Raw genomic sequence first — 24,475 nt, 5'->3', positions numbered from 1 at the left:
TTTTAATCGATAACCTGCTTTATGAAAAATAAAATTATAATACTTGTGTTTTTATTAGGTACATTTTTGTTCGCAGCAAATTTTGGACCTTATAAAATAGCTTCTTTATTTACTGAAAGTATTTCTGAAAAAGAATTGGCTGTTTTAAAAACAGATTCGATTGCTATTGCTAAAAACGAAACTAAAAGCACAAAATCATTTTCTGCAGATATTGCAGAAGGAATAATTGGTGTTGCCAACGATTCTGAAATTGATGATGCTTATGATAACGTTTTTCATCTTAAAGTTGATGTATTGCCATCCGATGAAGAAAATGCTTATTTGGAATATGAATTATACGGATACGACCAGGCGGCTTCAATTTCAAGAAGTTTAAATAACCAGCCCAGTATAGGAGGACAATTTTTATCCCAAAATAAAAATTGGACCAAACAATCTGAATTACTTTCGGAAAAATCATTGCGAAGCGGAGATAATGTTTTGTTATTTACGGCTCCTGAGGGGGCTTCAAATTCCTATAGAATCAGGAATGTTCGAATTGTTTATAAAGGGGCTCGTAAGGAGACCGATTTTACATTATTGAAATCAGATCATAAACTTTATATTAAAGGGGCTAATTTTCCTTCTCAGATTAAAAAACTAAGCATCGGCGGAATTGCTATTGATCTGAACCAGCCTGAATTCGAATTAGTTTTAGATGCTGCAACCACTGGAAATTCTATTGCTGTTACCAAAGAAACAACGAGCGGAGTTAGCATCAATGAAAAGTTAGATTTAAAGTATTTTTTAAAAGTTGCTACTTTCAGACCTATTGAAAATGCAAAAGAGCGCATTTTCAAAACAATTGATTTTCAAACCGAAAACAAGTTAGCATACAAAGAATTTTCAGCTGTTTTTCCAGTTGGAGCTCTAAAGAATAATGTAACGGTATCTGTTAGCGGTTTACGAAAAATGGACATTGCACCGCTAAACTCAGCGATGGTGAATGTTACCGGAATAAACGCCGGATTCAGGTTATTACCGCACGGAACCATTTTTGAGAAAGGTGTAACCTTATCATTACCATACGACAAAAAAGCAATTCCGCAAGGCTACACAGAAAAAGACATCAATATATTTTATTTTGATGAAAATAAGAGACTATGGCAAGAAGTTGCCAAAGATTCACTGGACATTAAACAAGGAATCATTAAAGCAAAAACAACGCATTTTACCGATTTTATCGCTGGAATTGTAAAAATGCCTGAATCTCCCGAAACTTCTGGTTATACTTCAACGAGCATTAAAGATATAAAAGCGGCTAGTCCACTGCTCGGGATTCAGTCTATAGAGACTCCCTCAGCAAATGGAAGAGGAACAGCAAGTACATCTTTTTCTATTGTACTTCCCAGCGGGAGAAGCGGAATGCAGCCATCATTAAATCTTCAATATGACAGTGACGGCGGGCACAGCTGGGCAGGAATGGGCTGGGATATTTCAGCACCTGCCGTAAGCATAGAAACCCGTTGGGGAGCACCGAGATATGATACAGCCAAAGAAACCGAAACCTATACAATTGCCGGAGAAGCTTTGATTCCGAATTCACACAGAGCAGAATGGATCGGAAGAACCGTTGATAAACAATTTTATCCAAGACGTGAAAGTGCTTTTCAGCAGATCATCCGTAAAGGATCTTCACCTAAAAACTATTATTGGGTAGTAAAAGATAAAAGCGGTACTGCGAGTTATTACGGTGGTACAACTTCAGGACTTGCCACAAATGGTATTTTGCAGGATGGAAACGGAAATGTCGGATATTGGGCACTTTGCCTTCAGGTCGATTTAAATGGAAATACTGTAGAATATGAGTATGACAAACGCGAAGGAGGGATTTATCTTAAAAAAGTATACTATACCGGTTTTGGTTCTCAAAAAGGAAATTACAGTGTTACGTTTGTAAAAAATGGGGATTTAGGAGAAGCAAATCGCCATGACGTTCAGGTTTCAGCACGATTAGGTTTCAAACAGTTATACAATCAACTACTACGAAAAATAGAAATACGCTATAAAAATGATATGATTCGCAGTTATGAACTGCAGTATAAAGAAGGTGCTTTTAAAAAGACTTTACTAGAATCGATTTCAGAATATGATTCGGAGTCAAACTTATTTTATACAAATAAATTAGATTATTTTGATGATATTCGAGATGCTTCAGGAAAATACAATCCATTTGGGACTGAACAGAATTGGAGTGTACCAAACGATAATTTAAGAAATAGTTCAATCCCATCTTTCAGTGATGCATTGTTTTCTGGAAAACATTCCTTAGTAAGCAGTACCGAGGGATCAACAACAGGTATTAGTTATAGACTTGGTATAGGTTTAGCAACCAATGCAGGAAGCCTCAAAGGATTTACCGTTGGAGGGCATGGAGGAAACAATTGGGGGACATCTGATACTACAGTTACATTGGAAGATTTAGACGGTGACGGATTACCAGATAAAGTATTCAAAAATAAAAATGGAGTTTACTACAGAAAAAATCTTGCAGGCTCAGGGCAATTGGCTTTTGGCGAGTTACAGGAGATTAATATTAGTGATGTTGGATTCTCAAAATCGACTTCATTCAATTGGGGTGTCGATTTAAATTTAAAATTTGGAAACATAGGTTACGACCAGCAGCGTTCAACCAATAAAACCAAGGCATATTTCATGGATTTTAATGGAGATGGATTAATAGATTTCGTTCGTAATGGACAAGTATATTATAACCGATTAGAAAACGGAATCCCGACTTTTAAAACTAGCAGTACCGGAACTCCATCACCTGTTTTTGGAGGTGGAAATGTGACAATTCCGGGCGTAAGTACAATTTCGATTGAGGAAATAGAAAAACAAAATCCGCTGCATGATGTAGTGCGTATGTGGGAAGCTCCTGTAAAAGGAATTATTTCCATTTCGCATCAATATCAATTAGTGCAGGAATCAACTCCGGAAAGAATAAAAGCCCGTGCAGAATACGTTAATAATGCCGGTGAAGACAAAGCAGACGGTGTTCGTTTATACTTTCAAAAAGGAAACCAATTGCTTTGGGATGAATCCATTGGCGCAACAGACTATAACATTAAAACCAAACAAAATACTGCCATTGCTGTCGAAAAAGGAGAGCGTTTGTATTTTAGGGTAAGTGCTCTACGAGACGGGAATTTTGATGCGGTTATTTGGGACCCGATTATTACCTATTCGCAGGTAAAACAATTCGACAGAGACGTTAATGGAAATGTAGCGGATAGTGATTTTATGGTCCCTGGGACGCTAAAAGATGCCAATTTATATTCATTGGCAACCTATCAGGCGAGTACTGATTTTTTTAGCAGTTCTATGGCTGGAAAGGCTATTCCGGTAGCCGGAAATGTTTTGTTTAAAGGAATATTTAATAAACCCGTTACATCAGATCATATTAAGTTGGTGATAATCAAAAATTATTTGGAACAAACCAACCCGCCGGTAATTTTATTTGAAAAGACCTTTTTAGCGAATGAAGTTGCTGCTTTTAATTTAGCATCAATTAATCTGCCTGCCTTCGAAGCTCAAACGCAGGTGGCCCTGGCATTAGAAACGCAAACCAATATCAATTGGCAAAGCATTTCTTTTGCTCCAACCGTTACAGTACCGACAATTCCTGGTGGAGTTGCGGAGGAAGTTCCTATGGAAGTTTCTCATTTGCTGTATAACAAAAGAGAAGGAAATTACAACATCCCTGGCGTTACTTCAACCGTTAACGGAAAAATAAAACTAAGCATATTGCCGCAAGATTTAATGCTGGCATCTCCTATTCCTCCGGGAACGGTTAATAATTATAATGGAGAAGTAACTATTTCGGCCAAACAAAATAATGTGCTGTTAGCGCGCAAACGCTATCAACTTACAACGGGAACATTGACAGAAGTAATAAACGCTTTTGATAATTCGGTTATTTATCCCGATGCGGTTTTAGGCATTCCGATTCAGTTGGAAACTACGGTTTCAAATCCGCTGTCTGTAACTATTCTTAGAAATTATCCAAAATTGAACGCCCTGAATATTCAGGTTCAAGCAACGGATTTAAAAGATATATCGAATCTGACAGATGATGTGGTATGGAATACTGCTACAAACGATTTTGCTATATACAGCCTTTTAAATCCCGATGAAAGAACTTTAGGATTGTATCAGCGTAATTGGGGAGGATTTGTCATAAACGGAAATCTTGCCACTAAGACAATTGACCAGACCAAACTAAAACAATCAGATGCTTATAATACAGAGCCTGATTTAAACAATGCCGATCCTGAAAATTATGACGGAAAAGGATACGAAATTGCCGATAGTTATTTTGTTTCCTTAAATCCGTCTTATGCAAAAATGAAGTGGGAAGGTCTGGAAGAGTCTATTTTTATAAAAGGACCAACCATTGGAACCTCAAGATTGGGAGAAGATGATATTTCAGATTATACGGACTTTTCCTTACCAACTTTGGTGGGCGGAAGCACCTCGGCGCTTGATATGATAAGCGAAAGCAAAAGTAAAAGTATCTCAGCAGGGGTTTCTGTAGGTCCGGGTAATTTAGGTTACAGTAAATCTATTGATGGAGATTCGTATGTAACCCAGACCATGAGTGACTTTAACGGTGACCGATTCCCGGATTATATACGTGGAGAAAATGTACAGTTGACAATACCTGTTGGGGCTATTTCTGATGAAGTAATTAATTTAGGAGATAATTTCAGTCATTCTAAAACAAGTTCTGAAGGACCTAATTTTGGCGGAAGTTATAGCCACGGTGCACCATCCAACTCATTGAGTATAACTGTTGGGAAAGCCAGCGTTAAAAAAGATTCAGCAGAGGGTACAGCCTCAAAAGAAGCTGAAAAAGGAGGAAACAGTATTTCGGTAAGTGCTTCACAGGGAAAGGGTGAAGACCGCTCAACAATGGTGCACAGTGATATTAATGGCGATGGATTACCTGATAAAATAGCAGATTCCGGAGATGTATTTTTAAATACAGGATATGGTTTTTTACCAGTCGAAAATTGGAATTTTAATACTTTAAATAAAGGTAATTCAACCGATTGGAGCGCCGGTTTAGGTTTTAGTATTAAACAAGGTTCTATTTCCGGAGGGGCTAACTATGCCCGATCTCAATCTGATAGTGATGAATCTTTTATGGATATTAACGGGGACGGGCTCGCTGATAAAATAAGATATGTGGGTAATACCATGTTGGTTTCCTTAAATTTAGGAAATTCTTTTGACGCACCAATTGTGTACCCAAGATTCGCCGAAATGAACCAAAACAAAGGAGTAAGCTATGGAATGAATGCAAATTTTTCATTTGATATTATTGTTTGGCTACTTCGTATTACACCAACTATTGGAGGAAATAAAGGATGGAGCACAAACCGCTCTGAAGGTACTTTTACGGATATTGATGGTGATGGAAATTTGGATTATGTCGTTTCTAAAGATGATGGTCACTTAACTGCGCAATTATCAAATATCAAAAGAACCAACAAACTAAAAAGTGTTACAAACGGTGCAGGAAATAGTTATGTTGTAGATTATGAATTATTAAAGCCAAGTTATGAAAATCCTTCTGCAAAATGGGTTTTACAATCTGTTGATGTTTTCGATGGGCATGTTGGTGATGGTATCGATCACTCGATAGTTAAATTTAGATACGAAAATGGTTATCATGATCGTCGTGAAAGAGAATTTTATGGTTTTGAAAAAGTAATTGAGGAAGAAATTGATGCGGCAGATAATTCGCTTTTCTCAACAACCGTTCAGGAATTTTACAATCAGGATTATTTCAGAAAGAATCTTTTAAAACATAGTTATACTTTAGACAAGAACGGAAAAATACGCAAAGAGTCTGAAAACGAGTACAGTTTGATTGATGTGACGACGCAGGCAAATATCCCGATTTCAGAATTGAATTTGCCTTCGTGTGATGACAAACGTATTTTTGTAGGACTCGTTCATGCCAATCAAAAAGTATACGAGGGAAGCAGTGAATATTTAGAAACAAATATTTTTAATACCTATGATGCTAATGGGAATATTATTCAGTACGAAGATTTAGGAAACGGCTCTGCTGATGATAAGGTAACAGCAAAAATAAGCTATTACGAAAGTACAACACCCTATTACGGTGGTATAGCAAAACAATTAGAGGTTTTTACTACGGAAGGTTTACGTCGTAAAAGAGCCACAACAATTAATACCACGACGGCAGAATTAACGCAAATTAGAAATTATAGTGCAGCAGATAAAATTGCCGTTACCGACATCGCCTATGATAGTTACGGAAACCTCGAAAAAATTACAGGGCCTGTGAATCACAAAGGGCAGCGTATGACATTAGAGTATGTATATGATGCAGATAATCATCAATACATGACCGAGATAAAAGATGCGTTTGGCTACCAAAATAAAGTAGAATTTGATTATCGTTTTGGGACACCGCTTAAAACGACAGATCGTAATGATCAAAGCACTATTTATACGATAGATGCTAAAGGACGTCCTGCTACTATAAAGGCACCTTATGAAATTGCTTCGGGTAAACCGTATACAATTGCTTACGAATATTTTCCGGAAGCAAAAGTTCCGTATGCCAAAACCAGAAATTATGATCCTGAACTAGACAAAGACATTGAGACGTATACTTATACAGATGGATTAGGAAGACCTTTACAGGTTAAAAAAACGGCAAGTTTATTTACTCAGCCAGGCAGTCCGGATCAGGAAGCGCATGTAGTTTCAGGAAAAATAGTTTATGATGGATTAGAAAGGCCAATAACGACCTATTATCCAACAACGACGACGACTATAGATAACAACTTCAGTACAGCGCTGTCAAATGTAGCTCCAACTAAAACCGATTATGATGAAGTAGGCAGGCCTATAAAAGTAACATTGCCAGACGGAAGTACTAATACCACTGTTTATACTATTGTAAATTATGATGGCCTGCCGGTTTTAAGCACCACGCAAACAGATGCTTTAAACAAAACAAGTCAGACTTATGCAGATGCTACCGGGCAAAATATCGCCGTTATACAAAATGATTTAATTACAAAGATCGAAACTAATGCGTTAGGGGAAACAATTAAGGTAACTGACGCTATGGATCATGCTACCAAAATTAGCTACGACTGGATAGGAAAACGAATAGAGTTTACACATCCTGACGCGGGAACAACGACCATGGAATATGATTTGGCAGGTAACTTAACCAAACGTATGACACAAGATTTAAAAAACACGGTTCCAAATGGCGGTGCTATAGAATATGTTTATAATTATAACCGTCTGGAAACTATAAAATATCCTAAAAATCCTCAGAATAATGTACAGTATAATTATGGCAAAGCCGACGGAACTCCATCTAGACGCGGCAGGTTATGGTTTGTTCAGGATGCAACCGGAGGGCAGGAATTTTTCTTTGGAAAACTGGGCGAGATAGAGAAAGAAATACGTACACTTCGTATTACGGCTACGGATGTGCAGACGTATATTTCGCAATTTGAATATGATACATGGAATCGAGTTCAAAAAATGACTTATCCAGATGGGGAGGTTGTAGAATATACCTATAACCGCGCAGGAAACCTGCAAAGCATGAAAGGCAAAAAAGAAAGTCATACCTACGATTATATCAAACAATTAAGTTATGATGAATTCGAACAACGTAAATATTTAAAGTACGGTAATGATACCGAAACCAACTATGCCTATGATGCTGTAATGAGAAGATTACAACAGCTACAGGTAAAAAGCGGTGTTAGACAAGTCATAAACAATTCATACGGTTATGATTTGGTTGGAAACGTATTGAATATTAAAAATACAGCTCCAATAGTAAACAATACCTTAGGAGGAACATCTTCGCAGGAATATCAATACGATGATTTTTATAGATTAAAATCTGCAAAAGGAACTTATCAGGGTGAATTTACAAAAGCAAATTATGAGCTTAATATGACGTATAATAAAATACATAGTATTACGAAAAAAGATTTGCTGCATACTGTAAATAATGAGCAAAAAGGATATGTTTTGGATTACAACTATGATAACGAGCTGCATCCGCATGCGCCGAGTAAAATTGCAGAAACTGCAAAACAAGATCCGCGTGAATATGTATATGATGGAAACGGAAATCCAACCAGTTATACTGAGACCCAAAGTTTCAGAAAAATGACTTGGGACGAAGAAAACCGTTTAATGGGAATTAACGATAATGGAAGAATTTACCAATATTCGTATGATAGTAACGGAGAACGTGTAATTAAAAGTTCAGGCGACTCTCAGAACGTGGCAATCAATGGCGAAACTGCCGCCACAATTATACATACAGACGATTATACAGGTTATGTAAGTCCTTATTTTGTTATAAGAAAAGGTAAATTTACCAAGCATTATTTTGAAGGAAGCGGGCGAATTGTCAGTAAACTGGGTAACGGAGCATTTGCCCAGCCGTTAGGTTTAACAGCAGGAGGAGTAAATTACACTAATCTTACCGCTGAACAGCAAAAAGCCTTAGATGCCTATGTGAGAAGTCTTGGATTACCGCCGGGACCTCCGACACAACAAGGAATTTATGCTACACCGGAATTTACAGGAAATCCATATCCGAGTGAGGTACTTAAACCTGTTGAGGAAAATCGGGAACCTCCGGAAGGATGGCCGAGAAATCCTGTTTTTAACGCGCCGGGAGATGTGCCTGGACCACCGGTACAATTTGGTCCGCCTATAGAGCCAACAACTGTAAAAGCCGGAGAAGGTTTTACAGGAATCGGAATGCCTGAGAATGATATTTTTTATTTTCATGCCGATCATCTGGGAAGTACTTCCTATATTACAACCAAAAATGGTTCAATTTCACAGCACGTAGAGTATATTGCTTTTGGCGAGATTTTATTTGAGGAGCATAGTTCTAGTTTTTCTAGCCCTTATTTGTTTAATGGTAAGGAGTTGGACAGAGAAACAAACTTAAGTTATTATGGAGCGAGATATCTGGACATGAAGACTAGTTTATGGCTCAGTGTCGATCCATTAATGATGAAGGAAGACTTTTTTGATGAGCCTGAATCTACTAATGGAGGTGCATTTAATTCATTTAACTTAGCGTCCTATACGTTCTCATACAATAATCCTGTAAAATATATAGATCCTGATGGAGAATGCCCAAATTGTGCAACCGCAGCAGCAGGTGCATTAATAGGAGGAATTATTGGTGGGGCAATAGAAGCAGGAACTCAATTATATAAAAACGGAAAAGTAGATAACTGGAAAGCCGTTGGAGGTGCAGCTGTACAAGGTGCTGTCGTGGGAGGTGCCGCCGGATTTACAGGAGGTGCTAGTTTGCTTGTAACAGCGGGTGTTTCAGGAGGAGCTAATGCTGTTGGAGGTGCTGCAAGCCGAGCAATTCAGGGACAAAAAACAACTGTTAGAGATGTAGTTATTGATGGTACTGTAGGTGCTGTTTTAGGAGCTGGAGGCAAACTGGTGGGCAACGCTGTTAAAAATTCAACAAACAATTTGTCCAGAAGTGCTAAAGGAAAATTAGGAGAAGCTATTACGGAAATAAAATATAAAGGTAGAGGTTATGTTAGTCAGGGTAAAGCCGAAGTTTTGACCGGGGGCAGAACTCCGACTGGAAGACAAGCTAAAGCATTATTTGACCATGATATGAAAAATATATTTACAGGACGAAAAATAACAGTCGAAAGTAAATTTAACACATCTGGATTAACAAGAAATCAGAGAACTGCAATTAACAGAGGTGCTAATGTTATAATAGACAGAACCACCAGTCAGGGTCTTGGAAATGCTGCGAAAACAGCTACCGTCGGCGCTGGAGGAGGTGTAGCTGCTCAAAGAAATAAAAAAGATTAATATGAAAGATAATTTTAAAATATCAGATAAAGAACTTCTAGACGCAAGGAATACTATTTTTAAAAATTATGGTATTCCTGAGCTGGAAAAGAACGGTTATGTAAAATCTCCATTTAAAACTTCTTGGTTTGGACAATACGATTCTAATATTCGCGGGCACTCCTACGAATTATGCAAGCTCACAGATCAAAATCAGCTGCATTTTATTAACGCTAGTATGCTTAAAGGTGAAAAACGTTTAAAAATCAGCTTAAATATTTTTGAACTCAACGAAAAATTAAATTCAGTTGATGAATTGAAAGATTGTGATGGAATAAACTTTCATCTTCCACCTAATGATTCAACTAGTATGCAATTAAGAAGCGACGATTATAAGGGGCCTCCTTTATTTTATATGTTATTTTTACCAGAATATAAACTAGGAAAAATAAATAGTCAAGGTAGTTTCGAAAAAGAAGTTAGTAAATTAAGAGATTTGGTAAAAAAGGATATGGCCAATATTGACTCTTTTGTGAAAAGATGGCATGAATTGCATAAACCATATATAACAGACAAAGAAGGCAACGTAGTCAAAAAGGACTAATATAATAGGGAAAACAGATCTAACGTTTTAAATTTTATTAGCATTGAAAACAGTAATTATATTATATAATTACTGTTTAACTATTTAAATATGAAAAAAATAATATTACTTGCAATTGCACTATTATTTGCAACAACTGGACATGCCAAATTTATTAAAGCTGTTTTATTTATGGAAGACGGATCAACAAAAAAAGGTCTTGCTGAAATGGTTGAAAGTGACGATTCTAAGGTCTATTTCAAAACAGGGGAAGAAGCTAAAAAAGAAAAAATTGAAAGTGTCGACATTAAAAAAATAGAATATGCAGATGGTGAACTCAAAAAATATATTGCCGAACGATTATATGCCACAACAGCTAACATTTTAACAGGCAAGTTTTCAAGATCTAAGAAAAAAAAGTGGTTCTACATCGTTTATGATAAAAACGTAAAAATAGGTGGCATTGCCTCGGAAGGTGGCAGTCGGCCAAATGCAGGTGGTACAAGTAATGTAGTTACTATTGCCAATACCGCTTATTTTTTTGGAAAAAAAAACAGTGAAGAATTAGTATTTGGTTATGCTACGACAGCATCAAACGGTTTGGCCATAGGAACAGATTCATTAATTAGAAAAATGTCAAAAGAAGCTTTTACAGATTGCCCAAAACTTATTAAAGCAGTTGAAAAAGAAGACTTTAAATCGGGATCCGTTATGGACCAATTAAAAACTATTTTTGAAAAAGTAAAATGTAAATAAAAACAATTTAGCAGTGGAAAATGTATCAGTTAATCTTTTTGGTATTGTACTAGATGTGTGGGTGGTTAATTATTTCATTTATTATTTGCACAAAATCAGAGATTTACAATAAATTTATCGAACCATAAAAAAGCCTGAGAAATCTAGATTTCTCAGGCTTTACCTTAAAATAGCATGAACAAGACTCGAACCTGTTAACAAAAAAAGATAATTAAAATAAGGCTGCCTATACATATTCGGACCTAAATCTGGTAGTACTTGATTTTGCCGGAATTCTATTTTTTTTAATACACATGTGCCACTATTCTGCCACAAAACTTCCACTGGTGAAATATCTTTAAAAACAACTTTAACTTTTTGTCGCAAAAGAGGTATCCATTCCAAATTTCATCTTCTTTTAGCTCTTCATTGCCCAGCTCCCCAATTTCGAATTCCCTGTTAACCGGATTATCCTTTTCGGGCTCTATGGTTTCAAAGGTGTCGCTTTCAGCCTTGTCGCTTTTTTGAGTATCAACGTCAGTTTCAAACCCCTGGGAAGGATCATTCTCTATAAGGTCCTTTTCAATGTCCTTCCCGGTTATGTCTTTGGGGTCGCTTTGGGATTCCTTACGGCGGTTCTCCGAGTCATAAGGGTTGCCCTTTGTACCTGTGCTTTTTGGGTCTTTGTTTTGGTTTTGAGAATTACGGTGGTCCTTGTCGTAATTTTGCGGCGTATTTGAATGTGTTATTTTATTTGCTGATCACTGAGTTTTTTAGGTTTAATCTTATTTTTTAGGAGCTTTTTCCCGCTATCCGTTACAATCTTTTGTGCCGAACCCCGGCACAAAAGGATTTCCACTTCTATCGGGGCTAGGGCTGCTGAGGAGCCCGGCTCTTTAGACTAATAAAAATAAGTGAGATAATAAAAAAATGGCGCCAATTTGTCTTCAATTGGCGCCATTTGGCTTGTTTGTGACCTCTACGGGACAAATTTCTATAAATTTTATGGAAGATTTAAAGAGATTGGCTTACTACGTGTAATGTCTGTCTTTCATTGGCTTAAAGAATTTGGTTTGGATGTACTGTTGGGGATTTAACGAAAATGTAGCATAAAAAACAAATCGTTAACCTCTTTTTATTAAAACTGCCTTAGCTTTTTGTGGCAAAATTGGAGTTAATTCCGTTTAAATATTTGAATATGATTTTTTTAATATTGTCAAGGTAGAGTGCGTTAAGTTTTTGTGGCAAAAAAGGTATATAATCCAAGCGTTTTGTGTTCAAAACGGGCCACTATTTATAACTTTGAATTTGTCAAAAGCATCTTAAGCGGAATTCAAACAGTCTAATTTTGTTTAATAATTTGGCGATTAATCAGGTGTCTCTGTTTTTTAACCATTCTACAAATTTGCATGAAAATTTATACCACCTCTAATTTGTAGAATTTTAATTAAAAGATGCAATGGGACAATTGTATATTAGCATAATTTTTAATTATATCCAATGCAGCAATTAATTGATTTTATTAAGACTAAAATAGAAATTAGAGAGGATAATTTGGAGATTATTTTGTCTAATTTTCAAGAAATGATACTTGAAAAAGGTCAATTTATTTTAAAAACTGGCCAAATTGCTAACCACTATTATTTTATCAAATCAGGTGCTTTACGTTTTTATTACGGAGACTATGAAGAGCAGTTAACGGCATGGGTAATTGTTAAAAATGAATTTTTTACCGAAATATCAAGTCTAAATCCCCAGCTCCCTACACGTTTTAATATTGAAGCTATTGAAAAAACGGAATTGTTTTGCATTAATAAAGAAGCTATGGAAATGTTGTATAAGCAAATTCCGGCCTGGCAGGAATTTGGCAGGATTACTTGGGAAAACATGTCTATTAGGATGATAAACCAAATCATTAGTTTCCAAACCTTATCGGCTCAGGATCGCTATTTGGAATTTATACAGGATAAAGAACTGATGAAGAGAGTACCCGTAAAACAGATTGCCTCTTACCTTGGTATCACTCCAAATGCATTAAGCAGGATACGAAAAAATATCAAATAACAATTACCTACCAAATGGTAGCTTTTTAAAAGCCAATAGCGTTTTAACTTTGCATTATAAAAATAATGACAATGAAAAATACTATTGTAGTAGCTGGTGCTACCGGTAATTTAGGCTATCGTATCTGCAGGGAATTAATTAAAAAGGAGGCTCACGTTAAAGCAATTGTGCGCAACAGCAGCGATCCTGAAAAAGTCGCTTCGCTTAGAAAAATGGGGGTTGAAATTATTGAAGTTAAACTATTTAATAAGGATGAACTTACTCTTGCATGCCAAGGGGCTATAGGTATTATTTCTGCGGTTACAGGATTACGTGATGTAATTATAGAAGCCCAGTCAGAACTATTACATGCAGCCATTGCAGCGGGTGTACCACGTTTTATACCTTCGGATTTCTCCTCTGACTTTACATTTATCCCTAAAGGCGAAAACAGGAATTTTGACTTAAGGAAAGAGTTCCAGGCACTCCTGGATAACAGCCCTATCAAGGCAACATCCATTTTTAATGGCTGCTTTGCTGATATTCTAAGGGATAATACCCCACTATTTAATGTAAAAACAGAAACTGTTGCCTATTATGACAATAAAACGGATTGGCAAATCGATTTTACGACTATGGACGATACAGCTGCCTTTACAGCCGAAGCTATACTTGATACTACTGCACCCAGGTTTTTACGAATTGCCAGTTTCAGTGTTAGCCCTGATGATTTGGTTGCTTTAAGCGAGCAGTATAAGGACAAAAAATTTGAACTTGTAGATATGGGTTCTATGGAAGGATTCTCCGCTTACAATAAAATACAACGCCTAAAAGATCCTGAAGGAGAAGAGGAGCTATACCCAAAATGGCAGCAGGCACAATACCTGTACAGTATGTTTTTAGTGCATCATGAAGAACTTGATAACAGCAGGTATCCCGATTTGGTATGGTCTAAAGTTGAAAATAATATTTAATAATTAGAGTTATGAATATTGAAGATAAAGTGAATAGCCCAAAACAGTACTCAGATGAAGAGCTTATTAAAAACTGGCCCGGATTTGAAAATAAGTATACAGTGGTTAATGGTATAGAACTGCATTATGTAGAAGGCGGTAGAGGCATTCCATTATTGTGCCTGCCCGGATGGCCGCAAACATGGTATTCGTTTCATAAAATCGCACCGCAGCTTTCAGAAAGCTATAGGGTTATTGTTGTCGATATTAGAGGTATGGGGACTTCTGGAAAACCGGAAGATGGTTATGACAAAAAAACAATGGCTAAAGATATTTATGATCTTGTAAAGCACCTCGGGTTTGAAAAGGTTAACCTTTTAGGACATGATATTGGAGGTATGGTCGCAATGAGTTTTGCTTTTAATTATCCGGAAGCAGTAGATAAGTTAATACTTATGGATGGTGCACATCCTACTGAAGGTATGCTACAAATGCCACTGATACCGGCAAAAGGATCGTTTACTGACAAAATGGATATTAACATGCCGTATGTGTGGTGGATGGCTTTTAATCAGGTTAAGGATCTTCCTGAAAAATTATTAGAAGATAGGTTTAGATACCTGCTTGATTACTTGTTTTCCTACGTCATGCTGGATGATACCAAAATGACGGATTTTGAAAGGGAAGTTTATGCATCAGTATATAACAAGCCCGAAAATATAAAGGCATCAAATGCCTGGTACCAAAGTTTTACAGAGGACATAGAAGATTCAAAAAGCTATAAGCCTCTAACTATGCCCGTATTAGGTATAGGCAGTAACTCCAGTTATAACTATATCAAAATGGGGTTGCCTTATGTGGCAATTAATTGTAAGGTAGAGGGAATTATGGATAGTGGACATTATATGATTGAGGAAAAACCTCGAAAAGTACTTGAGTTTGTTCTAAATTTTTTGAAATAATATAAATTTCATTCCAAAGTATATTACTAAATCGACCAAAGAAAGAATAGAGGTTGCATACAGCAACCTCTGTCTTTAAAATTAAAAATATCACTTTGGATAATGAGTATTGTTAAGTTTAGTAGGCGACATTCCAAACTTTTTCCTGAAGGAATGCGAAAAGTGCGACAGGCTCTCAAAACCCAAATCAATATAGATGGCCGAGGGCTTTTTATGTTTGGTCTCGATAAGGTGCTTTGCCGCAGTAAGGCGCTTGTCCTGAAGCCACTTACGGGGCGGTGAGCCGAAAGTTTTTTGAAAATCGCGTTTAAAACCTGCCAGACTTCTGCCGGTTAGCTCCGCAAATTTTTCAACAGGAATGTTGAAATGAAAGTTACTGATCATGAATCTTTCCAAGTCAATTTTAGAAGGTTCTGAAAAGTCGAATAAGTAGCTGCGAAGTTCCGGTAAGGCGAGCATTAATAGTTTAACGCCTTCTTTCACTTTCAGTATGCCCATTTCGTCTGTCATGGATTCTCCCGAGTTGCGGGCGTAGGGAACAATAGATTGAAAATACCCTTGCAGGAATTCGTTTGAAGGAATTAAAACATTGGGAGGACCAATATATTTTCGGTCTGCCTCAAGCTTTTCTTCTAATGCGATCTTGCGTAACAAACCTTCCTGCAAGGATATTACAATTGTTTCATAATTCTCACCCGGCAACGGTGTTTTGACAAGCGTACCTACCTGATTTTTACCAATCAGTAGCATTTCTCCTCCGCTCATCGAAATGTTTTGTTCAGAAGTTTCTATAGTAAACTGACCCGAAACCTGAAGTATTAAAGTAGGATTTTTCCAAAAACATACTTTTTCCTTTCTCTCAGCAGAGAGATAAGAATAGAAAATCACTCCGGGAAGAATTTCTGCTGGACTTGTCATTTAGCGTTGTAAATAAGTGCCGCCATCTATAGCGCCTATTGCAAATGTAATGTTTAAATGGTTCATTTCTTCCGGTGTAAATACAATATCCATTGCCGCAATATTTTCCGGCAGGCGTGATCTGCGGCTCATACTTACTAAAGGCATTATATTATCTCCTTGCTGTTTAACCCATGCAATCGCAGCCTGTGTTGGCGTACAGCCTTTATTGCTGGCTAATTGCTTCAGAACTTCTACTTTTTCCACGTTATGAATTAAGTTTTTGCCCTGAAATCGGGAGAAATGATTGCGATAATCGCCTTCTGCAAGCGGTGCTTTCATTTCACCAGTCAATAAACCCTCGGCAGTATTGGCAAAAGCGATCACTCCAATTCCTAATTCTTTTGCTGTAGGCAGCAGTTCGGTTTCTATTTGGCGGTCGGCAAGCGAATAACCAATTTCCAGCGCACTAATAGGATAAATGCTATTGGCTTTACGAAGTTGGTCTGTTGTAATTTCAGAGACGCCAATGGTACGCACTTTACCCTCTTTAATCAGGTCTGCTACTGTTCCTATAATGTCTTCCACAGGTACGCTGTCATCCATTCGGCTCGGCTGATAAAGGTCAATGGTTTCAATACCCAAACGGGTTAGAGAATAGTTTATGAAATTCTTTATAGCAACAGGACGCAAATCCATACCAAGCCACTGCCCATTATGAAAGATAGCGCCGAATTTTACACTGATAAATGCGTCCTCGCGCCTTCCTTTAATAGCCTTTCCTATCAGCATTTCATTATGGCCTGCACCATAGAAGTCTCCGGTATTTAAAAAATTAATACCACTATCAAGAGCTTGATGGATGGTAGCAATGCTTTCTGCTTGATCTGGTGTGGCACCTCCCCAAATTGAAGACATTCGCATACAGCCTAAACCAAGTTTGGATACGAACGGGCCATTTTGGCCCAACTGAATTTTTGTGATGTTTTTCATAAGACAAAGATCGATAGTTATGCTACATTACAGTTTCCTCTATGGCTCAAATTTTTTGTCCATACGGCTCACCTTATATGTCAACTAAAAGAGGGGATTAAGTGATTGTAATATCTTAGAAAATAAAAATTCTAAATCTACAAATTGAATATCATTCATGGAGTTCGAAGCAACATTACCCGCAAATAATGACTTTGTAAAAGTGAAAATATCTTGTCAAGCTTTCCTAACCACAAAAAAGCCTCAGAAGACAAATTCTCGGTTCTGTCGCATTTGGGAATACTATCATCTTGGAATTTAAAATAAACAAAAAATGAATACAAAGGTCATTATTATTCAAAATCGATTATTGTTCAGGTAGTGGTTCTGTCGCATCTAGCTACGTTTTAACTTTGCCTTTTTTAAATTCTTAAACTCATGGATACGAAAGTGCATTGCTATGCAGGCAGTATATTTTAAGCTTAGGTTTGCATTAAGCTATCGGGATGTTGAAGAGATAATGAAAATGCGAGGAGTTCATATTGACCATGCTACTATTCAGCGCTGGGTTTTTAAGTTTACACCTTTGCTTGAGTCAGAGATGAAGAATAGAAAAGGTAAAGTAGGTACAAGTTGGAGATTGAATGAAACCTATATCAAAGTAAAAGGTATTTGGTGTTATTTATATAGAGCAGTAGACAAACTAGGCAATACAGTAGACTTTCTTTTGACCAGAAGAAGACAAAGAATGAGCGCTTAGTCTTTTGTAATTAAAGCAATTAGTAATTAGAGGAGTGCTTGTGGATCATGCTACAATTCAGCGCTGGGTTTATAAGTTTACACCTTTGCTTGAGGCAGAGATGAAGAAGAGAAAAGGCAGAGTGGGGGCTAGTTGGAGATTAGATGAGACCTACATCAAAGTAAAAGGTATTTGGTGTTATTTATATCGAGCAGTAGATAAATTAGGCAATACGGTTGACTTTCTTTTGACCAGAAAAAGACAGAGAATGAGTGCTCAGTCATTTCTAATTAAAGCAATTAGTAATAACTGCCAGCCAAGAGTAATAAACATTGATAAAAGCGGTTCTAATACTGCCGCTATCAAAGTTTATAACAAGCGTTCGTTCTCAAAGATTAAAATCTGGCAGTGTAAATATCTCAACAATATTGTAGAACATGATCATCGTTTTATCAAGTGGCGCATACAAAACGGATTAGGTTTTAAAAGTTTTGAATCGGCCCGACGAACATTGAGCGGAATTGAAGTTGTACATATGCTAAGAAAGAATCAGATGGTTAGACCAGGGATATCTATGTTTAAATCATTCTGTAAATTGGCGGACTAACTTTAAAATTACTTAAAGTCTTATATTGGATTCTGACAGATGCGACAGAACCTTTGATTATTATCATAGTTTATTATTTATTTAAATCTAAAATTTTATGTCAGAGATTGATAATTAATTTTTAATTACCAGAATTAGAAATAATGATTTTCTGAGTGATTTTAGAACCATTGCCCGTTATGAATATTGCTAAGTATACTCCAGAACTTAATCCTGAAGTTGAAAAACTAAAGTTTTGCTGGGCGCTTAAATTATCTTTTGAAATAACACATCTTCCATGAATATCATAAAGCCAAAATGATTTCATAATTTTATTATTTGGATTTGTGGCATTTAAAACCTGGCTTTTATTGTCCTGACTTATAAAAAAAGTACTACTGACTGCATTATTTGTTCCCAGTGTTGCATTATTAGTAAAACTTATTTTAAATCGACCTGTATCTTTTCCAGGTGCAACTACAACTTGATATGGAGTGTTTCTAATATCATGGTAAGACTTATAAAGTGCATCGTATATATAAATTGGCTGTCCATCATCAAAACCGTCATTTTCAGAGATGTAAAATTTAAATTTTGAACTGACAGCAGCTTTTACAGAGAGTGGGATTTTTTTAGACAAATTGAAATTAAGTCCCTGAATTACGTAATCTCCATCTTCAATCCAAAAAGAAATGTCCTGAGGATAATCTCCATCCATATTTTTTACATCAAAATCACTATCGACGCCGTCTGTTGCTTCATAAGGAAAAATTAATTTAAGCTCTCTTGTAAACTCATTGTTGATTATAGTATTGAGTTTAAGATAAGGAATTAGGGGAGGCGGGGTAGGCGGTCCATCATAATTGTCTCCATTACCATTATAGATTGGTGTATTGGCATCAATATGTATTTGGGAAAAACTTTGAAAAGAAAGCAAAACATATAGTAATAGTAAAGTTTTTTTCATATTTTCTTTCTTTTAATTTTATAATCACATGCTATCAGTTTAACTAGCAGCTTTAGTGCTATTTAATAATTTGCGTTGCTATAGTTTATGCATTTTGTTTATTTATTCTTGTAGCGATAATATAAATACCGAACACAATTCCTATAGCTAACAATACATAAATCATCGAATTTATGGGTACCACCACCGGCTCATCAGGCAGGCCCGGAGGGGGCAGATTCTGAGATAAGGCAATATTGTGAATAAAAAGCACAACGCAGCTAAATAAAACTGTGGATAAGGGCGTTTCTTTCATATTTGATTTGGGGGTTAAGTATGATAATTGTTAGCCGTGCGACAGTCAAAATTTGAAATTCTTCTTCTAATTGTGTTAATTGTTAAATTGCTGATTATTAGATTTAAAAAACACTAATTCTAAAAGCATTGTAATTATTGTATTACAATAACAGTTTTTCCTTTTACTCAAATTTCAAACATTACTAGGAGTAATGATTACATAATTTAATGTTAAAGTTTATATAATTCCCATGTTTTTTTCGTTATTGATATAAATGTTGCTTACGTGGAGAAAGATCACATGACCATGGTTTTTCAGTCTAAAGTGACCACCTGATTTATAGTAAAATTATCACCAATTTTCTACTCGTAGAATGAAGCTCGCGAATTTTAGCGAGTTCTATATGAAGTATGTTTTTCTTAAAATATTTTACCTAGAAAGAATTAGATTGAAACGGAAAACCCGCCTGATACTTATCGTTCGAGGCGGGCGTCCATAATAAACATAATCTTCCATTTCATGTTTACTAAAAATTCTTCATTACATAATAATATGTTTAAATCATTTTGTAAATTGGCTGTTTAACTTTTAAATCATTTAAAAACTTATATTTTATTCTGACAGATGCGACAGAACCAATCCCAAATCTTGAAAAATGCATTATTGGGGTAAACCCGTTTGAAAACGTGCAGAATTCTGCCAGTATCACGGGATTGAAAATGACGCTCAAAGCTTTATCGGAAGGTACCCCCGTTGCCATATTTCCTGCTGGGGAAGGTTTCTTCTTATAATTTTAAAACCAGTGAAATAACAGACCCGGAGTGGCATCCTGTGGAAGGAAAAATTATCTGCAAAGCAAATGTGGCTGTTTTACCGATTTATTTTCATGGAAATAATGGATTTTTCTTCAGTATGCTCAAATCAATTCATCCGATGCTGCAAACTTCAAAACTGATATCAGAACTCTTTAACAAAAAAGGATATGCTCTAAAGATGACTATCGGAAAAGCCATTTTCTTAAATGGGGAAAAGGAAAAGTTTCCGATTCTCTACTATTAAAAAATCTTAGAAGCAAGCTGTATGCCCTTAAAAATCAATCACATAATTAATTGATTATACTAACCAAAAAAGGGCAACGAGCCAGGCAAATATAAGTTGCTTTAGTATTTAATGATTTAAGCTGACCAAAAGCAAATATTGTTTTGATACCATACCCCCGGCTTAATCAAAAAGAATGCAATGAAAAAAATAAAACTGCTCCTATTATTTGGCCTGCTGGCCTTAAACCTATATGGACAAAAGAAAAGCACTGACAGCACAACTTCGGTGATCAATATCAAATTTAAATATGAGGCACTGATTATTCCCGCCGCTTTAATAGGCTATGGCGTTATTGGACTGGAAAGCCACACCCTTAAAGATATCAATACTGATACCAAAGCAGAACTCAGCGAGCATATTGACCAGAAGTTTACTATTGACGATTTCTCGCAGTACAGCACTTTTATCTCTGTATATACCCTGAATGCAGCGGGGGTAAAAGGAAAAAATAATTTCAGGGACCGTACCATTATTTTATCCACCGCCTATTTGATTATGGGAACAACGGTCTATATAATCAAAAACACGGGAAGCGAGATGCGGCCTGACGGGACTTCAAATAATTCATTTCCTTCCGGACATACTGCCACAGCCTTTATGGGGGCAGAGTTTTTATACCAGAAATATAAAGATGTGTCCATATGGTATGGGGTCTCAGGATATGTGGTGGCTGCAGGAACGGGATTTTTCAGGATGTACAATGACAGGCACTGGTTCAGTGATGTTGCCGCCGGGGCGGGCATCGGTATTTTAAGCACTAAAATAGCCTATTGGCTTCATCCCCTTGTTTCAAGGGCATTATTTGGGAAAAAGGAAAACCTAAACGGGCTTATCATGCCCACTTATAATGGAAAGCAATATGGCCTGACAATGGCAATGACGTTTTTAAAACCCCTCAAAATAATTGAAGCATAGCAGTGGGAAAGATTATGTTTTTATCGACAGGGGATCAATTTGTAAATGGTTAGTTAATATTTAATAAAAGATTGAAAAATAAGAATGTGTAAAGGTGTTTAAACTTGTATATAATCAGTGTTTTGTAAATTTGTTACGTGAGCTGGATGCTACATTTGTTAATGCTTTTAAGATTATTGATTTGCCGAAATTTTATTAGGTATTTATATAGTACTTTTGGTGCTTGTAAAACCATTTCAACATGATAAGTTCTGAAAATTCCGCCGCAACTACTAAAGACTTCAATGAAAAAGAGCCGGTAAAAATTATATTGGCCGAAGATGACAAGGATGATCAGGAATTATTTATGGAAGCCCTTGATGCAGCCAATGTCCCTTCTGAAGTAACTACCGTGGAAAACGGGGAGGAATTGTTGAGCACCTTAAAAGATCCGGCTGAACCAAATCCCGATATTGTTTTTATAGATATCAATATGCCTGTTAAAGGGGGCAAGCAGGCACTCGCTGAAATAAAGAGCGATCAAAAGCTTAAGGATATCCCAGCCGTTATGCTCTCCACTTCCAATCACCCTGACGAAATTGAAGATACTTTTAATAAAGGGGGCAAACCTCTATATACAAAAACCAAGTTCTTTTAAAGGCTTTATTCTCATTTTAAAAAAAGTATTCGTTCTTCACTGGACAAAAGCTTTAATGAATCCGGTTAAAAATATATTTTTTGTTTCTGAAAAGAATATATCCCGGAAGGATTAACGCAAAACAGGGCCATTAACCGGTATTTCATCATACCATACGCTGTTATAACGTATTTGTCGGTGTCAGGCTTGTACGCCAATACTCCACTATGTTTTGGATGACCGTCCTGAATACTGCAAAATCATTTTCTTTTTTGAAATAACCCTGCGCATGGCAGCCGTAGGCCCGAAGGACATTCTCAGGGCTTTTCGAAGTAGACAAAAAGATATAGGGTACACATTTTTCGCTTATTTCCCTATTGGACAGAATTTCCTCGCGTAGCTCAAAGCCGCTCATTTTGGGCATATTGATGTCCGAAATTATAATAAAGGGTTTTACCTCATGATTTGACAGATAAGGTACTGCATTCATCGGGTCTTTAATAAAAGTTATTTTATTGGTATACCCCAGGCTCTTAAAAATATCCCCAAGAAGTGCTATGTCATCCTGGTCGTCCTCAATAATTATAATCTCCCCTTTTGTTCTCATACAAGTAAAGATAATATTTATGTAGGACAAATAGTGGTTTTTTTGCATTTAATTTCATATCGATTCCTCCTGGAAAAGTACCTTTTAAGATATTATCTCCCTGTATATCTGTTAACCTGCTGATCCTGCGTAAGCCATTTGGCTGGCTGAAAATCTGTGTAAAGAGGCGCTGCAGATTCACTGGAAGAAAATAGAAATATATAGAGCGTTTCGATTAATTTGATCGTCGTATCACGCGGTTTTTTGGAGTTTGGGATGTCCCTAAGGGAAGCAATTCGATATTGACAATTTTTTATGCAGCTGTGGAGTGAATCCTTATAAGTATTTGCAGAATTAAAATACTGCCATATTAACCGTTTATTTTCTCCTTATGATACTCCCTGAGCCACTTTTCCATTTTCTGTATTAGCTGGGACTTCTTTAGGATCACCTTCAGGATTAAAAAGTCCTGTAATGGTTCTTTCATAATGAAACCTTTTATCTTCAAAGGAGCAGGTGAATTTTGGCATCTCGTTGTGGATCACCAGTCATTGGCCGGGGCGGGTGTTTTTGATTTCGAATTTTTTCATTTTTTATCCTCTTCCGAGCAGGCTCAGGCATTGCTGTGCTGTTATTGTTTCAGGCTGTTTTGTACTGCCGGATTGTAAAGGGCAAAATTAGGGCATTACCGGATTGTTTTGTTATATAATTTACAGCTGGGGGATGTTTTTTTGATGATTGTAATTATATCTGAAATCAAATCAGGCAGGTAGTAAGAATTGTTGCCGGAATCTAATTCGGATGCTTATCATCGTTATTTGTGGTTCTGTCGCATCTGGGAATAACTTTTATCTTTAGAATTTTAAACCGATCAAAAGATGAATACTAAAGGTCATTGTTATCCAAAATACATAATTCTTCAGGCAGTATATTTCAAGCTAAGATTTACACTTAGTTACCGTGATGTTGAAGAACTAATGAAGATTAGAGGAGTCATTGTGGATCATGCCACGATTCAGCGTTGGGTTTATAAGTTTACACCTTTGCTTGAGGCAGAGATGAAGAAGAGAAAAGGCAGAGTGGGGGCGAGTTGGAGATTGGATGAGACCTACATCAAAGTAAAAGGTATTTGGTGTTATTTATATCGAGCAGTAGATAAATTAGGCAATACGGTTGACTTTCTTTTGACCAGAAAAAGACAAAGAATGAGTGCTCAGTCATTTCTAATTAAAGCAATTGCTAATAATTACCTGCCAAGAGTAATAAACATTGATAAAAGCGGTTCTAATACCGCAGCGATCAAAGTATATAATAAACGTTCATTCTCAAAGATTAAAATCCGGCAGTGTAAATATCTCAACAATATTGTAGAACAGGATTATCGTTTTATAAAGTGGCGTATACAAAACGGATTAGGTTTTAAAAGTTTTGAATCGGCCAGACGAACATTGAGCGGAATTGAAGTTGTGCATATGCTGAGAAAGAATCAAATGGTTAGACCAGGGATAACTATGTTTAAATCATTTTGTAAATTGGCAGTTTAACTTTTAAATCATTTAAAAACTTATATTTTATTCTGACAGATGCGACAGAACCGGAAATTCTATTTTAAAACAAAAAAATCATATAAAAATTTT

The 24,475-nt window shown here is 36.4% G+C and carries 18 protein-coding genes; 12 read left to right on the top strand and 6 right to left on the bottom strand.

What is annotated here, in order from left to right; translation table 11 throughout:
* Positions 1-21 precede the first annotated feature (21 nt).
* The 6 genes from HAV12_RS13195 to HAV12_RS13170 all read left to right on the top strand — a co-directional run bounded on the left by HAV12_RS13195 (position 22) and on the right by HAV12_RS13170 (position 15,182).
* Entirely contained in the window at positions 22-9,927 is a 9,906-nt protein-coding gene (locus HAV12_RS13195) for a SpvB/TcaC N-terminal domain-containing protein (protein WP_171570063.1), read from the top strand.
* A gap of 1 nt (position 9,928) precedes the next feature.
* Positions 9,929-10,510: a hypothetical protein gene (locus HAV12_RS13190; protein ID WP_171570062.1), complete on the top strand. Its 582-nt coding sequence runs from the start codon at positions 9,929-9,931 to the stop codon at positions 10,508-10,510.
* A 90-nt stretch (positions 10,511-10,600) separates the two neighbouring features.
* The gene (locus HAV12_RS13185; RefSeq protein ID WP_171570061.1) at positions 10,601-11,245 is read left to right on the top strand and encodes a hypothetical protein; all 645 of its coding nucleotides are present in this window, start codon (positions 10,601-10,603) and stop codon (positions 11,243-11,245) included.
* 1,479 nt (positions 11,246-12,724) lie between these two features.
* Positions 12,725-13,288, top strand: a complete 564-nt coding sequence (locus HAV12_RS13180) for a Crp/Fnr family transcriptional regulator (RefSeq protein ID WP_171570060.1) — start codon at positions 12,725-12,727, stop codon at positions 13,286-13,288.
* A gap of 71 nt (positions 13,289-13,359) precedes the next feature.
* Entirely contained in the window at positions 13,360-14,241 is an 882-nt protein-coding gene (locus tag HAV12_RS13175; protein WP_171570059.1) for an NmrA family NAD(P)-binding protein, read from the top strand.
* 11 nt (positions 14,242-14,252) lie between these two features.
* Positions 14,253-15,182 carry an alpha/beta fold hydrolase gene (locus HAV12_RS13170; protein ID WP_171570058.1) on the top strand — a complete coding sequence of 310 codons (930 nt, stop codon included), beginning with the start codon at positions 14,253-14,255 and terminating at the stop codon, positions 15,180-15,182.
* 90 nt (positions 15,183-15,272) lie between these two features.
* Here HAV12_RS13170 and HAV12_RS13165 read toward each other — a convergent pair whose 3' ends face one another.
* Both HAV12_RS13165 and HAV12_RS13160 read right to left on the bottom strand, forming a co-directional pair.
* The gene (locus HAV12_RS13165) at positions 15,273-16,100 is read right to left on the bottom strand and encodes an AraC family transcriptional regulator (RefSeq protein WP_171570057.1); all 828 of its coding nucleotides are present in this window, start codon (positions 16,098-16,100) and stop codon (positions 15,273-15,275) included.
* Positions 16,101-17,072, bottom strand: coding sequence for an aldo/keto reductase (locus HAV12_RS13160; protein WP_171570056.1), 972 nt, complete (start codon positions 17,070-17,072; stop codon positions 16,101-16,103). It abuts the gene before it with no gap.
* 439 nt (positions 17,073-17,511) lie between these two features.
* Here HAV12_RS13160 and HAV12_RS13155 point away from each other — a divergent pair, with 439 nt between their 5' ends.
* Entirely contained in the window at positions 17,512-17,811 is a 300-nt protein-coding gene (locus HAV12_RS13155) for a DDE-type integrase/transposase/recombinase (protein ID WP_197984798.1), read from the top strand.
* Positions 17,812-17,851: 40 nt separating this feature from the next.
* Positions 17,852-18,397, top strand: a complete 546-nt coding sequence (locus HAV12_RS13150) for an IS6 family transposase (RefSeq protein WP_197984797.1) — start codon at positions 17,852-17,854, stop codon at positions 18,395-18,397.
* A gap of 121 nt (positions 18,398-18,518) precedes the next feature.
* Here HAV12_RS13150 and HAV12_RS13145 read toward each other — a convergent pair whose 3' ends face one another.
* Together HAV12_RS13145 and HAV12_RS13140 are read right to left on the bottom strand one after the other, a co-directional pair.
* Entirely contained in the window at positions 18,519-19,343 is an 825-nt protein-coding gene (locus tag HAV12_RS13145) for a T9SS type A sorting domain-containing protein (RefSeq protein WP_171570055.1), read from the bottom strand.
* An 85-nt stretch (positions 19,344-19,428) separates the two neighbouring features.
* The gene (locus HAV12_RS13140; RefSeq protein WP_171570054.1) at positions 19,429-19,638 is read right to left on the bottom strand and encodes a hypothetical protein; all 210 of its coding nucleotides are present in this window, start codon (positions 19,636-19,638) and stop codon (positions 19,429-19,431) included.
* Positions 19,639-20,373: 735 nt separating this feature from the next.
* Here HAV12_RS13140 and HAV12_RS13135 point away from each other — a divergent pair.
* From HAV12_RS13135 to HAV12_RS13125, 3 genes are all read left to right on the top strand, one after another.
* Positions 20,374-20,679, top strand: a complete 306-nt coding sequence (locus HAV12_RS13135) for a hypothetical protein (protein ID WP_171570053.1) — start codon at positions 20,374-20,376, stop codon at positions 20,677-20,679.
* 180 nt (positions 20,680-20,859) lie between these two features.
* Positions 20,860-21,636: a phosphatase PAP2 family protein gene (locus HAV12_RS13130; protein ID WP_171570052.1), complete on the top strand. Its 777-nt coding sequence runs from the start codon at positions 20,860-20,862 to the stop codon at positions 21,634-21,636.
* A gap of 241 nt (positions 21,637-21,877) precedes the next feature.
* Positions 21,878-22,273 carry a response regulator gene (locus HAV12_RS13125; protein WP_171570051.1) on the top strand — a complete coding sequence of 132 codons (396 nt, stop codon included), beginning with the start codon at positions 21,878-21,880 and terminating at the stop codon, positions 22,271-22,273.
* 160 nt (positions 22,274-22,433) lie between these two features.
* Here HAV12_RS13125 and HAV12_RS13120 read toward each other — a convergent pair whose 3' ends face one another.
* Both HAV12_RS13120 and HAV12_RS13115 read right to left on the bottom strand, forming a co-directional pair.
* Positions 22,434-22,859 (bottom strand): response regulator, encoded by a 426-nt coding sequence (locus HAV12_RS13120; RefSeq protein ID WP_171570050.1) that lies wholly within the window; start codon positions 22,857-22,859, stop codon positions 22,434-22,436.
* 368 nt (positions 22,860-23,227) lie between these two features.
* Positions 23,228-23,368 (bottom strand): hypothetical protein, encoded by a 141-nt coding sequence (locus tag HAV12_RS13115; protein ID WP_171570049.1) that lies wholly within the window; start codon positions 23,366-23,368, stop codon positions 23,228-23,230.
* 348 nt (positions 23,369-23,716) lie between these two features.
* On the opposite strand from HAV12_RS13115, the gene HAV12_RS13110 reads away from it, so the two are divergent.
* Positions 23,717-24,382 carry an IS6 family transposase gene (locus tag HAV12_RS13110; RefSeq protein WP_171570048.1) on the top strand — a complete coding sequence of 222 codons (666 nt, stop codon included), beginning with the start codon at positions 23,717-23,719 and terminating at the stop codon, positions 24,380-24,382.
* The last annotated feature ends 93 nt before the right edge of the window (positions 24,383-24,475 follow it).

Origin of the sequence: Flavobacterium sp. CLA17 (genome assembly GCF_013112255.2) — a bacterium.
Taxonomy (GTDB): Bacteria; Bacteroidota; Bacteroidia; order Flavobacteriales; family Flavobacteriaceae; genus Flavobacterium; species Flavobacterium circumlabens.
This window is presented reverse-complemented; position numbering and strand designations above follow the sequence as displayed.

Coding starts and splice junctions, on each gene's coding strand:
- HAV12_RS13195 (WP_171570063.1), top strand. CDS start 22: ATGAAAAATAAAATTATAATACTTGTGTTTTTATTAGGTACATTTTTG.
- HAV12_RS13175 (WP_171570059.1), top strand. CDS start 13,360: ATGAAAAATACTATTGTAGTAGCTGGTGCTACCGGTAATTTAGGCTAT.
- HAV12_RS13140 (WP_171570054.1), bottom strand. CDS start 19,638: ATGAAAGAAACGCCCTTATCCACAGTTTTATTTAGCTGCGTTGTGCTT.
- HAV12_RS13190 (WP_171570062.1), top strand. CDS start 9,929: ATGAAAGATAATTTTAAAATATCAGATAAAGAACTTCTAGACGCAAGG.
- HAV12_RS13120 (WP_171570050.1), bottom strand. CDS start 22,859: ATGAGAACAAAAGGGGAGATTATAATTATTGAGGACGACCAGGATGAC.
- HAV12_RS13130 (WP_171570052.1), top strand. CDS start 20,860: ATGAAAAAAATAAAACTGCTCCTATTATTTGGCCTGCTGGCCTTAAAC.
- HAV12_RS13180 (WP_171570060.1), top strand. CDS start 12,725: ATGCAGCAATTAATTGATTTTATTAAGACTAAAATAGAAATTAGAGAG.
- HAV12_RS13185 (WP_171570061.1), top strand. CDS start 10,601: ATGAAAAAAATAATATTACTTGCAATTGCACTATTATTTGCAACAACT.
- HAV12_RS13170 (WP_171570058.1), top strand. CDS start 14,253: ATGAATATTGAAGATAAAGTGAATAGCCCAAAACAGTACTCAGATGAA.
- HAV12_RS13110 (WP_171570048.1), top strand. CDS start 23,717: ATGAATACTAAAGGTCATTGTTATCCAAAATACATAATTCTTCAGGCA.
- HAV12_RS13155 (WP_197984798.1), top strand. CDS start 17,512: ATGCAGGCAGTATATTTTAAGCTTAGGTTTGCATTAAGCTATCGGGAT.
- HAV12_RS13115 (WP_171570049.1), bottom strand. CDS start 23,368: ATGCCAAAATTCACCTGCTCCTTTGAAGATAAAAGGTTTCATTATGAA.
- HAV12_RS13145 (WP_171570055.1), bottom strand. CDS start 19,343: ATGAAAAAAACTTTACTATTACTATATGTTTTGCTTTCTTTTCAAAGT.
- HAV12_RS13125 (WP_171570051.1), top strand. CDS start 21,878: ATGATAAGTTCTGAAAATTCCGCCGCAACTACTAAAGACTTCAATGAA.
- HAV12_RS13160 (WP_171570056.1), bottom strand. CDS start 17,072: ATGAAAAACATCACAAAAATTCAGTTGGGCCAAAATGGCCCGTTCGTA.
- HAV12_RS13165 (WP_171570057.1), bottom strand. CDS start 16,100: ATGACAAGTCCAGCAGAAATTCTTCCCGGAGTGATTTTCTATTCTTAT.